Below are 13,193 nucleotides of genomic sequence, written 5' to 3' on the forward strand. Positions count from 1 at the left end.
GATGAACTGGCCATCGGGTCGCGACTGGCTGTTTTCCTTGAAGACCTTTGGTGCTGCGACCGTCGCGCTGTACCTCGCGTTCTTTTTTGCGTTGCCTCGCCCGTACTGGGCGATGTCCAGCGTCTATATCGTCTCGAGTCCGCTGCTGGGGGCGACCCGCTCGAAGGCGTTGTACCGCGCGGCTGGCACGTTGCTGGGCGCCACCGCCGCCGTGGCGTTCGTGCCACCTTTTGTACAGACGCCGCTGCTTTTCAGCCTGATCGCGTCTATCTGGACCGGCACTCTGCTGTTTCTCGGCATATCGGATCGCACCGCGCGGGCCTACGTCTTTCTGCTCGCGGGCTACTCGTTGCCGCTGATTGCGCTTCCCACCATCGCGACGCCCGAGCGCATTTTCGATGTGGCTGTCGCGCGCAGCGAAGAAATCCTGCTGGGCATCCTGTGCGCCAGTGTGTTTAGCGGGTCGTTATTTCCAAGCAGGATTGCGCCGGTGCTCGCGGAAAACACCACCGGGTGGTTCCGGGACGCGGCTGCCACCGCGCGGGCCTATCTGATGGGGCAGCCTACCGGCAAAGATGTGTCCGCCCGAAGGCAACGGCTGGCCGCAACGGTCAACGGCCTCGAGGTGACACTGAGCCAGCTCACCTACGACGACGTGTCGCCTGTCGTGCTGGAAAACGCCCGGGCATTGCGGGGGAGAATGGCCGTGCTGTTGCCCGTCAGTTCCGCACTGGTGGATCCGATCCTCGCGCTACGTGGCTTGCCGCAGGCCTGGAGCCCACAGCTCGATGCGCTGATCGCGCGGACTGGCGCATGGATCGGGACTTGGGAAGAGGGGCTGTCGGGTGCGACAGCCGACGAACTGCGCGCGGAACTGGTCCGGCTCGAGCCGCCGGTCGATTCGCTGGCGCAATGGTCCCCCGCGCTGCAGTCAGTCATTCTCTGGCGCCTTCGGCAGTTGATCGACCTTTGGCAGGACTGCTGCACCCTGCGGCAGACGTGGGCCGATCCACGCGCGCCGGCCTGGCAGCCGCGTTTTCTACACTGGCGTCTGGGCGGTTCCACGCCGTATTTCGATCGTGGCCTGATGGTTTTCCAGGCGGGCTCTGCCGTGCTCGCCATCTTCTTTGCCTGCGCGCTGTGGATCCTGTCCGGCTGGCAGTACGGCGCAGGGATGGTGTCGATGGTGGCCGTCGCGTGCAGTCTCTTTGCTTCGCTCGATGAGCCTGCGCCAAAGGTCTTCGGCATGTTTGCCTGGACCTCGGTGAGCGTCGTGATTGCCGGTGTCTATCTATTCGCGATCCTGCCGCTCGTGCATGATTTCCCGATGCTGATCCTGCTGCTGGCCATCCCGTTTGTCAGCGCTGGCACGTTGATGGCGCAGCCGCGGTTCAATGCGGCAGCCATGACCATTGCGATCAATGTCGCTTCGTTCGTGAGCCTTCAGGATGCGTACGACGCCGACTTTCTGACTTTCATGAACGGCAATATTGCCGGACCGATAGGTCTTTTCCTGGCGTATCAGTGGATGCGTGTGACGCGTCCGTTCGGCGCAGAGATGTCAGTGAGACGCCTGACCGTTTCAGGCTGGTCGGATGTGGCGGCGGCAGCCTCCCCCGCCGCGGATTTGCACCCTCGGGAACTCGCCTCAAGGATGCTGGACCGGACCATGCAGTTGCAGCCGCGTGTTGCGGCCGCGGAAGACAATCAACGCCCTTCGGTGGATAGCTTTCGCGAACTGCGAGCCGGCCTCAATGCACTCGATCTGCGCGTGCATCTCGGCCGCATGCGCGCCGACGGCATGCAGCTCGTCGAGGACGTGCTCGAAGGCCTGCACGCCCACTTTGTGAACTGTGTGCAGGCCCGTAGGCGTGTGCCGGTTCCTGAGACCTTGCTGCCCAGGATCGAAGCGGCGTTTGCCTATGCAGCTTCGCCTGACATCGCCCGTTATTCGCGTGATCCGGTGCATTTCCTGGTCGGTCTGAAACTGTCGCTGTTTCCGGCCCGTTTCGTCTCCGTAATCGCGGCGGCGTCCGCGTCACGGTCTACCTAGCGCCCGGCCTGCGGAGGCGATCGTGTTCAAGGATATCGATATCGTCGGTGTATTCGTGCCTGCGGTGGCAGGATTGATGTTCGTTTCCTGGTGCGTCTTTATCGTGCTGCGCAGGGTGCTTGTCCGAACCGGCTTTTACCGGCTCGTATGGCACCGTTCGCTGCTCGACCTGGGCCTGTACGTGATGGTGCTTGGCGCGGTTGTATCCGCGTCCCGATGGGTCGGGAAATGAGGAAATCCCTGTTCTCCTTCGCGCAGATCCTGCTGACCGTGATCGTGGTGCTGGTCGCGGCAGCGGTGCTATGGCACGTGGTCAGCTACTACATGTTTTCACCATGGACGCGTGACGGCCGCGTTCGTGCGGACGTCGTGCAGGTGGCGCCGGACGTGTCGGGGCTGATCACCAGCGTGACCGTTACCGACAATGAGCCTGTCACGCATGGGCAGGTGCTGTTCGTCATCGATCAGGCGCGCTACGCATTGGCGCTGCAGGAAGCGAAGGCAACTGCCGGGCAACGCGACGCCACCCTCGCGCAGGCGCGGCGTGAATATGGGCGCAACCGTAACCTTGGCGAACTGGTGGCTCACGAGACGCTCGAAGAAAGTCTGACAAAAATGCAGCAGGCGCAGGCTTCACTCGATGAAGCCCATGTTGCGATCGGCGTGGCCCAGCTGAACCTGGACCGTACCGTGATCGTCAGTCCGGTGGATGGATATCTGAATGACCGGGCGCCACGCCTGGGTGAATTCGTGACGGCGGGGCGCCCGGTACTATCGGTGGTCGATACCACGTCATTTCACGTGGACGGTTATTTTGAGGAAACCAAGCTTCGTCACATCGGGCTCGGGCAAAAGGCCACCATCGAGCTGATGGGTGAGACCATTGTCCTGCATGGTCACGTGCGCAGCATCGCGGCGGGTATTGAAGACCGCGACCGCGACCAGGGCCGCAACCTGTTGCCCGATGTGAATCCCGCATTCAGCTGGGTGCGTCTCGCGCAGCGCATTCCGGTCAGCATCGCGCTCGATGATGTGCCGGCTGGCTTTCTCATGATTGCCGGCCGGACGGCCACCGTATCGATTGACCAGCCAGACGATCGAGCCCATGGCGACGGGCGATGAAAAACCAGCATCCCCTGACTACACTATCGGCGCTCTCCGCGTTGTTTGCACTATGCGTGGCAGCCTGTGCGCCGGTCGGCCCCAACTACCGGCTGCCTGCTGCCGCCGCGCTCAATACGCCGGACGCGCAAGGACAACTGACCGGCGCGCATGGCAGCGGGATCTCCGACGCGCCGGTGCCGGCCGCGTGGTGGCATCTGTACGACGATCCCGTGCTGAACGACCTGGTCACCTCGGCGTTGCGCTCGAATACGGATCTGCGTGTCGCCGCAGCGAATCTCGCGCGCTCACGGGCGGAAGTGAGTGAGGCACAGGCGGCGATCGGCTTCGGCGGTAGCGCGTCCGCATCGGTCCAGCGCGCCCAGGTATCGGGGGAAGCTTTCCTGCTGACGGAGAAAGTACCGGTGACGAACATCGGCGACTTCGGGATATCCGTCTCCTACCAGTTCGACCTGTTCGGTACGTTGCGGCGCGGCATTGAAGCCGCGCGTGCGGAAGACGAAAGCGTCGAGGCGGCGGCGGACGTGGCGCGCATCACGATCGTCGCCGATGTCGCGCGTGCCTACATAGAAAGCTGTTCGGCCGCGGATGATGCGAACATCGCCCGCCACTCGCTAGCGTTGCAGCAACAGAGCACACGATTGACGGAAAGGCTGCGGCTCGCGGGTCGCGGCAACCAGCCGGATGTCACGCGTTCGCAGACGCAGGTTCAGACGGTGAGCGCGGAGATTCCACGTTTTGAGGCACGCCAGCAGGCGGCACAGTACCGTCTGGCGATGTTATTGGCCATTGCGCCAGAAGCGCTACCCGCGGCTGTGCGGGCGTGTGACAGGACACCACGGATTCGCCGGAGCCTGCCCGTGGGTGACGGCGCTGCCCTGCTGAAACGGCGACCCGACATACGTGAGGCCGAACGGCGGCTCGCTGCCGCCACGGCACGCATCGGTGTTGCCACCGGCGAACTCTATCCTTCTGTCAGCTTTGGCGCATCGGCCGGACTGACCGGGGCTATGGCAGATCTTGGTTCGCCGGCTACGCAGCGCTGGGGCTTCGGACCGTTGATCAGCTGGAACTTTCCGGCCCACGGCGCGCGCCAACGCGTGCAGGAAGCGCAGGCGGGCGCCCAGGCGGAACTCGCCCGCTTCGACGGCGTGGTGCTGAACGCGCTGCGCGAGACCCGCACGACCCTGTCCACCTATGCTGCAGACCTCACGCGCCTGCGGTCCCTCGAGGGCGCTCGCACCTCCGCGGCCCGCTCGGCCAACGAAACCCATCGGCTTTATATTGCAGGGCGCGATTCGTTTCTGTCGGACCTCGACGCTTCCCGCACATTGACTACCGTCGAAGCGCAGGTCGCGGAGGCGGAAGGTTTGGTGGCTGGGGACCAGGTCAATCTCTTTCTGGCTCTGGGGGGCGGATGGAACCGCGACAGTGAGGTGTCTGCGACGAAAAGCGCTGGCCCGCGTTGACAACGTGCCGGGGCGAGGTGATCGCACGCGTCGATCCCGCGCGTCCACGGCCCAGGAGCGCGGCCGGGATTTGCCCGGGTGTGGAATTTGCGCAGCACTACTAACCCGGTTGCCGGCGGCAGTGACATATGTCACTGCGAACGGGATCGGGCAGCACAGGCAACAGGCATTAGGTCGCAGCATGCACCGCATGGGCAACCTTTCAATCATTGGGAGCGCGTCGTGAAGAGTTTTCAGTGCAGCATAGTCGTTGTGATGGTTCTGGCAGCGCCGATCGCGAACGCGTTCGGCCAGAGTACCGGCAAGGCCATCCCTGCCGGCGCATCCTCCGCGCATTCCGCGAGTAGTGCGGCAGCTGTGACAGGTACCCACGCACCGGCGGGTCAGGCCGGACATTCGACCGACCCGCAGCAATCGACGGGTAAGGGCTCCTCCACGCTGAATGCGCCGGCGCCTGGCCGGGATGATACAGCGGGCAAAAGCAACTAGACGGGCATGCTGTGCCGCACCGTACTGGACGGCACGGGTCCTGCGAAAACCAGCCGGGCAGCGTAGCGAGGCAGCGCTGAGCGGTCTCTGCTGTTACTGCGCCGCGCCGTGATGAAACGGTGTGCTTCACCGGCGGACGTCACGCGAGATGCGTGCGGCCACCGCGGCATCAGCCGACCTCCGGAGAACCGTCTAAAAGGCTGGTGTAGTGAGTTACAAATTCATTGAATTATTTTCGCCGCGTACTAAAGTGCTATGTGTGGCACAGATACGAGGAGGCGGCGATGAGCGGACGGCCCAAACGGGAACTCGTACTGAGCGAATCGGAATTCAAGCAACTGAAGGCGCTGATGATGCGGCGGAAGACAGCACAGGCGTTGGCGTTGCGAGCGCGCATCGTGCTGGCCTGTGCCGAAGGGATGGACAACAAGACGGTCGCGGCGAAACTGCAGCTTACGCAGCAAACTGTCTCTAAATGGCGCGCGCGATTTGTCGCAGACCGTGTGGACGGACTGCTTGACGCGCCACGCCCCGGTGCACCCCGGACAATCGACGACACGCATGTCGACGCGGTTATTGCGAAGACGCTTGAGTCCGTGCCTGCCGGGGCGACGCACTGGAGCACGCGCACGATGGCCCGCGAGATGAAGCTCTCGCAGACGGCGGTGTCGCGTATCTGGCGAGCCTTCGGACTGCAGCCGCATCGGCAGGAGACGTTTAAGCGCTCTAGCGATCCGTTGTTCGTCGACAAGGTGCGCGATATTGTCGGCCTGTACCTGGATCCGCCGCTAAAGGCGATGGTGCTGTGCGTTGACGAGAAGAGCCAGATACAGGCATTGGACCGCACGCAGCCCATATTGCCGTTAGCCCCAGGCATTCCCGAGCGACGCACTCACGACTACATGCGGCACGGTACGACCACGCTATTTGCGGCGCTGGACATCGTCACCGGTGAAGTGATCGGCGAGGTGCACCGGCGCCATCGCAGCAGCGAATTCCTGCGCTTCCTGCGCACCATCGAATCCAGCGTGCCGCCCCACCTGGATGTGCATCTGGTGATGGACAATTACGACACGCACAAGACTCCCTCGATCAAGGCGTGGTTCGTTCGTCATCCTCGCTTCAAGGTTCACTTCACACCCACGTCGGCGTCGTGGCTCAATCAGGTCGAACGCTGGTTCGCCACGCTAACCGAACGGTACCTTCGTCGCGGCACGCATCGTTCGACACGCCAGCTCGAAGATGCAATCCGGCATTATCTGGACGTCTATAAGGCCAATCCCCAGCCGTTCATCTGGAGCAAGTCGGCCGACGAGATTCCGGCCAGCCTCGAGCGGTTTTGTATGCGCGTTCAGAAGGTCGCGGGATGAGTGCCATGAACATCAATACCGACGCGATCGACGAAGTCACCCTGGCGCTTCTCTACCTGACCCTGCACGATCATTACCGCGCGTGGAAGGGCGTCGACTGGGACGTGCTGAATCGCCTTTACGAAAAGGGCTTCATCTGCGACCCGGTCAACAAGACGAAGTCGGTGGTCTTTACCGAGGAAGGGTTACGTGAGTCCGAGCGGCTATTCAAGCAGCATTTCGTTATCCCGGACCGCACAAACAACTAATGTAACGAACTTCTAATTCACCACGCTAGGTGAAGTTATATCCCTTTGCGGCAATACTGGTCGCCTTGTTTTCTCCGGGAGCGAACGCGCAAAGCCAGGGCGGCAACAATGCGCCGCCTGACACCTCGCAGGAGATGGACGGCTCAGGCCAGGGAGCAACGGGGACCGTATCGCCCGGTGTGCAGGCAAACCCGTCTGGCACCAGTGGTAATTGACATCCTCCTCCCCCTCTCGCTGACGCTTGCCGGCCGAAGGCCGGGAAGGGGGAGGATTCTACTGCGCTACGTGATGCGCTACGTAGTCGCTTCGGCGGGTTCCTGCCACGACGCCCTTACCTCAGGCGAAGAATCAGCACAGGCTAACGAGCGCTGTCCGCGCTCTAAAATATTGATTGCACCGACCACGTCGGCGTGATTCCCGTATCCGCACGACACACACGCGAACCGGGCTTGAGTCTTCCGGTTCTCCCTCGCGACGTGTGCGCAGCACGGGCACGTGCGGCTCGTGTTGTGCGCCGGTACCGCGAGCAGCAGGCCGCCGGACCAGGCCGTCTTGTACTCGGGTTGGCGCCGGAATTCGCGCCAGCCCTGGTCGGGAATAGACTTATTGAGCCCGGCCTTTGCCCGGACCTTCTTGCCCGGCGCCTCAATGCTGCCCCTTGCCGACTTGCCCAGGTTGAGCACCTGCAGGTCTTCGATACATACGAGCGCGTGGTTTTTGCTGATCGTTGCAGAAGCTTTGTGCAGGAAGTCTTTGCGGGCGTTCGCGATGTCAGTGTGAATCTTCTGCACGCGGGCCTTCGTTTTCTTCCAGTTACGGCTGAATTTCTTCTTGCGCGCCATGTGCCGCTGGTACCTGGCGAGGCGCTGCTCGTGCTTCCTGAAGCTGTTGAGCGCGGCGACGTGCGAGCCATCGCTCAACGTGGCGAAGCGTGCGATTCCGACGTCTATGCCGATCGCGCTTGTGGCAGTCGGCAATGGTACGTCGACTTCGCGCTGCGTCTGGATGCTGGCGAACCACTTCCCGCCAGACTGGCTGACCGTGACATTGCGCACCTCGCCGAGCACGGACCGACTCTTGCGGTAGCGGATGTAGCCGAGCTTTGGCAGAAACAGACGGCTGTTGCCCTGCTCGAGTTTGACCTGTTTCGGGTCCGGGAACCGGAAGCTATCCCCGATGCCCTTGCGCTTGAAACGCGGAAAGGCTGCCCGCTTCTCGAAGAAATTCGTATAGGCGCGCTCGAGATCTTTTAGCGCCTGCTGCGATGGATGCGCGGGCGCATCGGCAAGCCAGGGCGTTTGCGCGCTGTTGCGCCACCCGGTGAGCAGCTTGCACAGGCCAGGATAGCCGAGCTTCTTCTCGCCGGCCGCATAGCGCTCCTGCTGCAACGCCAACGCCTTGTTATAGACGAACCGGCACGCGCCGGCGAAGCGGCGCATCTTGCGCGTCTGCTCGCCGGTGGGAATCAGTTCGAATTTGTAGGCTTGCAGGCGTTCCATGCGTGAAAGTAAACTATTGGTCCATGACTCCTGACCACGATATTCGACGCGGCCGCCACTGCGTATTCTTGATGCATGTCCATTTGGTCTTTGTGACAAAGTATAGGCGTGGCGTCTTCACGAAACAGATCCTGGACCATATGCGCGGACTCTTCGCGAGCGTGTGCACGGATTTTGAGGCGGAGCTCGTTGAGTTCGACGGCGAGGATGATCACGTACACCTGCTGGTGAACTATCCGCCCAAGGTATCGGTGTCCGCGTTGGTGAACAGCCTGAAAGGCGTTTCCAGTCGCGTGATACGCAAGAAAAACTACCCCAGCATCCGGCACAAACTGTGGGGCGGTGCGCTATGGTCGCCGTCCTACTTCGCCGGAAGCTGTGGCGGCGCGCCCATTGAGATCATCCGCCAGTACATTGAACAACAGCAAACGCCACACTAACGGCCGCAATGGACGCCTTCGGCGCCCGCGCTATCCTTCCTCGCCCTGGAAGGACGAGGCTTGCCGCGCTCCGGGTCAACGCAGGCAGGGAGTGCCAGCAGGAAGATGCCGCGGGCGGCGTCGAATGGGCATGCCGACGTGACAAAGAAGGCCTATTGAAGGCTTGCGCCGCGTGTCGAAAGCGCATTGCGCTCACGGCTTGAGGGAAGCGAGATACGCGGCGATCGACGCCATGTCGTCGGCGGTCAGGTCGGCCACCGGCCCGTTCATCGGTTGCACTGCTGGGCCGGTGCGTGCGTGGCTCTGGATGTCATAGAGCTGGCGCACGATATAGCTAGGTGAACGGCCCGCGATCGACGGTATGTTACCGACGCCTTTCAGATTCTGGCCATGACAGCTCGCGCATTGCTGGGTCTTGCCGGCTGCCCCGGTTCTGACCAGGCGTTCGCCTTTTTCAATACTACCGGGCGGCACGTACGCGATGAACTGTGCGCGCGGATCCCGATTTTCAAACTGCTCGGGATGTACGGGCACCTCGATGATGCGGTGGCCGATCGGCTCGGTCTCGCCGTTTCGGGATGCGACGAGGAACATGCCGGCGACATGGGTCTTCGGAACCGTTGCGGTCTCGATAACCTTGATGTTCGGCCTCGGCTTCAATGCCGAAAAATAGGCCGCAGCCTCGTTCACCTCTGCTTCGGTGATAGGTCTCGAGAGCGCCACCATAAGATCGACGTTTCTTTTCGGCACCGCACTTTTTCTCGCGCCACTCCTGAAATCCGCCAGTTGCTGGACGATGTAATCCGCAGGTAGCCCGGCAAGGCTGGCGCTTTCCGGACCGCCTGAGCCGCTCTCACGATGACACATGCCGCAGGCGTAGACCTGGGGCTTTCTACCCCGTGCAACGATCGGCGGCATGGACGGGTGATCCTCGGGGTGCCAGACCGGCGCAATGAACCGGTCACTCAGTTGAGTAACCGAATATGCGGCCCTGCTATCGGGCACGTGTCTCAGGACGCCGTCCTCGGCGCGCGGCTTGAAATCCGGTGGATTCACCGGGTAAGCCCAGGCCGGTGGCTTGTCTCCTGTCGACGCCATTGCGGGCGTACAGAAAATGGCTGCCAGCGCTAGCGCCAGTACCCCGATGAGCGTGTTCATTTTGTGCACCTCTGTGGCGGGCAAGGTGATTGCAGCGGGCAATTCACGCGCTCGCCAACGTGTCCGAACCTACTGTTGTCCGTTGGTCGCAGCATTGTTCGAGTCGTTAGGATCCGGTACGGCCGACGAGGCTTTCTGGTGGGCCGCGTGAGTTGATATGTCGGGGACGGTCCGACCTGTGCGGTTGACGCCCGACGCGGGTGCGGACGTCGTAACGCCCTGCGCGCCGGTCGCGCTTTGGCCCGCTGGGGGCGCTGTTGTCCCCCCGGAGGCCTGCGCGTGCACGGTTCCCTGTACGCCTAACCACAGAAGGGCGGCGGCGATTCTGTTGATTGAGTGTTTCATTGGCAAACTCCAATGAACGCTGATACGTAACGGATCGAGCCGGCGATTGGGTCGAACTTCTTCGGCTGCCTTGGGATGGCACGGTTTTGTCAGCGTGCTTACCCCGTTCAGATTACGCTCGACGGACGAGGGAGGCAAATGGCTGTAACAGTTTTAACGCGACATACGCGCACCGCCCGCACTTTCGCCTTCGCCCATCACGCAAACCGAGTTTTGCAGGTCCGAGGAGATAACTACCGAGCCGCGCCAATCTGATCCGACCGTCGCCGCAACCTGACCGTGCCCGTGCGGATCACAGCTTGCCGTAACTATGCAGACCCGACAGGAACATGTTGACGCCGAGAAACGCAAAGGTCGTCACCAGCAGACCGGTCAGCGCCCACCATGCCGCGACCGTGCCGCGCAGACCCTTCATCAGGCGCATGTGCAGCCACGCGGCATAGTTCAGCCAGACGATCAGCGCCCACGTTTCCTTCGGGTCCCAGCTCCAGTAGCCGCCCCAGGCTTCAGCAGCCCATAGCGCGCCGAGAATCGTCGCAATCGTGAAGAACGCGAAACCAACGGCAATGGACTTGTACATTACATCGTCGAGCACTTCGAGCGCCGGCAGACGATCGGCCAGCACGCCGCGCTCTTTCACCAGATACGCGACGCCCACCATGGCCGACAGAGCGAAGCTGCCATAGCCGATGAAGTTCGCCGGCACGTGAATCTTCATCCACCAGCTTTGCAGCGCCGGAACCAGCGGCTGGATCTGCTGCGCGTCGCGCGCCACCGAGTACCACATCAGGAAGCCGACCGCCGCGCCGATCACCAGCAGCACGAAAGCGCCGAGCGCGCGGGTGTTGTAGTGCTGCTCGTAGTACAGATAGAAGAGCGCGGTGATCAGGCTGAACAGCACGAACACTTCGTAAAGGTTCGAGATGGGAATATGGCCGACGTCCGCGCCGATCAGGTACGACTCGTACCAGCGCACCATCAGGCCGACAAAGCCCATGACCACCGCCGCCCACGTCATTTTCGAGCCGATCGCGGCGCCGGTCGGCGAGCGCGACAGCAGGCCGATCCAGTAGAACACGGTGGCGAACACGAAGAGCGCGCTCATCCACAGAATCGCGGACTGGCTCGACAGAAAATACTTGAGGAAGAACGCGTTATCGGCGCGGCTGAGATCGCCGTGGTAGATCTGGATGGCCAGCAGCGACAGCGCCGCGATGCTCACCATTAGCGGACGCACCGGTTTCCAGCGCCAGCCGAGCACCACGAAAACCGGCACGGCGCAGCAGAGCACCAGTTTGTCGTAGTAGTTCATGAACGGGTGATAGCGCGACAGCGCGAACCCGGCGCCCGCGACCATCGCGAGGGTGAACAGCCAGTCGAAGCTGCTCAGACGGCTGAAGAACGTGCGCTCGGTCTCCGGGGCAAAGTCTCGGAACGAGGACTCGCCGGGGTTGAGCGGTCTCGAAGGTTGCAAAGAATCCATGATTCACCTGGCTAAGTGTGGAAGAGCGGGGTCTGGAGTACACCTTGTCCAGGCGACGGCTGTCTGGTACCAGACGAGGTGCGTCCGCGCGTTACGGGGTCGGACAGCCGGTAGAGGCACTGTAAGGTTCCGGTTTTGTTCCGTGAGGCAGAAAGCGGACTGCTGCGACCGCATTAGTCGTCTGCACAAAATTCCCCGGCAGCGGGACGAGCTACAGGAGGCGGCGCCGCTATGCCAGGTCCAGTACGTAGCATAGCCCCTATCAATGCAGTATCGCTCGCACGAGCGAAAACCAACGCCAGCCCCCGATTCTATGAACATCCATGGCATTCGCATGTCAGCCCACGATCGGGTGCCAAAGACCGCTCGTCGTTACCAGCACCCACAAATGATTCTGGCTTCCCTGTCGGTCAGATCCTCAACGCTCCGGAATCGATCCACATCGATCGCGCAAGGAGCTTTACCAACTCCGGGCATCTTCTCCGCGTTTGACCTGGCTCCAGCAATTTCCGCGGGCTTGACGAAGCGGGGTTGTCAGGAAAGGCAGCTGCGTTGTCCGCTAGAAAGGACAGGCGATGCCAGTCGGGTTACCGCCGGGCGCGTCCTTTAGCTGGATAATTACGTGATTCGAGGGGGCATCGCCGACTACGCGAGACGTGTGGCCGACTTTTTCGGGGGCAGACGGGCTTGCCTTGGCACCCTGGTCACCACCGAAAAACACGTCCCCGGCTTTCAGGATGACGCCTTTACCATCACTCGTTTCCATATAGTATTGGCCAGACAGCACCACCACCCACTGACGCTTCGGATTGATGTGCCACTTACCAGCCCATCCCGCCGGTAATTGTGTGTAGACCAGACTGTCCACGTCCCCCGGCAGACGTTGGATATATTGCGGTGTCGAGGAGAACGGCTTGCTTTCGAGTCTGGATAGATAGCACTGGGTCGTGTGAGTCTGTCCGTCTGGCGCAGTCCATTGGCTCCAGTACGGGATTTTCACCGCCGCCGTTGCATCGGTTTGCGCTTGCGCCGACATAGGTGCCGCTAGCGTTGCCGCCAGAACAAGTGCGGTGACATGGAGTGAAATGAAGGATCTTTGGCGCATTGTGTCAAACCTCTTTAATAAGCGTTTCGCCGGTCCGCACGTCGGACATCGTGCTGATCAGATCGGCATGACGCTGACGATAACGAATCGACACGAGGATTCTTCCGGAATACAGCGTTTTCATGCAGGAAGCGCGTGATCGTCCGGCGAATACGTACCCGCGATCTGGATGTGTGGCGTCCATGCGCTTCATCCGTGAATTCAGAACGGCCACGATGGACAGGGCGTGAGTCCAATCATTCGTGCGCGCGCCCAGTTACAGCAGGGCCCGCAATGCCTGCATTCGCTGATGGCCGTGCCGCGGTGCGCGCACGTATTCTGGATGTCGAACAGCCGGAGACAAGCGTGCTCACACTAAAGAACCCAGATTCACAACGATGGTGTGCGTGCTGACGCACGCTCAAGGGGCAAC

General features: G+C 61.8%; 12 protein-coding genes. 7 read left to right on the plus strand and 5 right to left on the minus strand.

Annotated features, from left to right (window positions below; translation table 11 throughout):
* Position 1: 1 nt before the first annotated feature.
* The 6 genes from HF916_RS00685 to HF916_RS00710 all read left to right on the plus strand — a co-directional run bounded on the left by HF916_RS00685 (position 2) and on the right by HF916_RS00710 (position 6,751).
* Positions 2 to 2,053, plus strand: a complete 2,052-nt coding sequence (locus HF916_RS00685; RefSeq protein WP_168787439.1) for an FUSC family protein — start codon at positions 2 to 4, stop codon at positions 2,051 to 2,053.
* Between the two features lie 22 nt (positions 2,054 to 2,075).
* Complete coding sequence (locus tag HF916_RS00690) at positions 2,076 to 2,285, plus strand: DUF1656 domain-containing protein (protein ID WP_168787440.1); 210 nt, start codon at positions 2,076 to 2,078, stop codon at positions 2,283 to 2,285.
* Positions 2,282 to 3,175: an efflux RND transporter periplasmic adaptor subunit gene (locus HF916_RS00695; protein ID WP_168787441.1), complete on the plus strand. Its 894-nt coding sequence runs from the start codon at positions 2,282 to 2,284 to the stop codon at positions 3,173 to 3,175. The genes HF916_RS00690 and HF916_RS00695 overlap by 4 nt, the downstream gene beginning before the upstream one ends.
* Complete coding sequence (locus HF916_RS00700) at positions 3,172 to 4,644, plus strand: efflux transporter outer membrane subunit (RefSeq protein WP_168787442.1); 1,473 nt, start codon at positions 3,172 to 3,174, stop codon at positions 4,642 to 4,644. The genes HF916_RS00695 and HF916_RS00700 overlap by 4 nt, the downstream gene beginning before the upstream one ends.
* A gap of 773 nt (positions 4,645 to 5,417) precedes the next feature.
* Positions 5,418 to 6,503, plus strand: a complete 1,086-nt coding sequence (locus tag HF916_RS00705) for an IS630 family transposase (RefSeq protein WP_168787443.1) — start codon at positions 5,418 to 5,420, stop codon at positions 6,501 to 6,503.
* Between the two features lie 5 nt (positions 6,504 to 6,508).
* Positions 6,509 to 6,751 (plus strand): DUF6429 family protein, encoded by a 243-nt coding sequence (locus HF916_RS00710; protein ID WP_168787444.1) that lies wholly within the window; start codon positions 6,509 to 6,511, stop codon positions 6,749 to 6,751.
* 293 nt (positions 6,752 to 7,044) lie between these two features.
* Here HF916_RS00710 and HF916_RS00715 read toward each other — a convergent pair whose 3' ends face one another.
* A complete protein-coding gene (locus HF916_RS00715; protein ID WP_168787370.1) occupies positions 7,045 to 8,250 on the minus strand; it encodes an RNA-guided endonuclease InsQ/TnpB family protein in 1,206 nt (401 codons plus the stop codon).
* Positions 8,251 to 8,273: 23 nt separating this feature from the next.
* Between HF916_RS00715 and tnpA the strand changes: the two genes are divergently transcribed.
* Positions 8,274 to 8,690 (plus strand): IS200/IS605 family transposase, encoded by a 417-nt coding sequence (gene tnpA / locus HF916_RS00720; protein ID WP_168788925.1) that lies wholly within the window; start codon positions 8,274 to 8,276, stop codon positions 8,688 to 8,690.
* A gap of 192 nt (positions 8,691 to 8,882) precedes the next feature.
* On the opposite strand, the gene HF916_RS00725 is transcribed toward tnpA, so the two are convergent.
* The 4 genes from HF916_RS00725 to HF916_RS00740 form a co-directional block, all read right to left on the minus strand.
* On the minus strand, positions 8,883 to 9,848 hold the full coding sequence (locus HF916_RS00725; protein WP_168787445.1) for a c-type cytochrome: 966 nt from the start codon (positions 9,846 to 9,848) through the stop codon (positions 8,883 to 8,885).
* Between the two features lie 637 nt (positions 9,849 to 10,485).
* A complete protein-coding gene (gene ccsB, locus HF916_RS00730; protein WP_168787446.1) occupies positions 10,486 to 11,676 on the minus strand; it encodes a c-type cytochrome biogenesis protein CcsB in 1,191 nt (396 codons plus the stop codon).
* A gap of 559 nt (positions 11,677 to 12,235) precedes the next feature.
* Complete coding sequence (locus tag HF916_RS00735; protein ID WP_168787447.1) at positions 12,236 to 12,781, minus strand: cupin domain-containing protein; 546 nt, start codon at positions 12,779 to 12,781, stop codon at positions 12,236 to 12,238.
* 4 nt (positions 12,782 to 12,785) lie between these two features.
* Positions 12,786 to 12,965, minus strand: a complete 180-nt coding sequence (locus tag HF916_RS00740; protein WP_168787448.1) for a hypothetical protein — start codon at positions 12,963 to 12,965, stop codon at positions 12,786 to 12,788.
* Between the last annotated feature and the right edge of the window lie 228 nt (positions 12,966 to 13,193).

The organism is Paraburkholderia aromaticivorans (assembly GCF_012689525.1).
In the GTDB taxonomy this organism is placed as follows: Bacteria; Pseudomonadota; Gammaproteobacteria; order Burkholderiales; family Burkholderiaceae; genus Paraburkholderia; species Paraburkholderia aromaticivorans_A.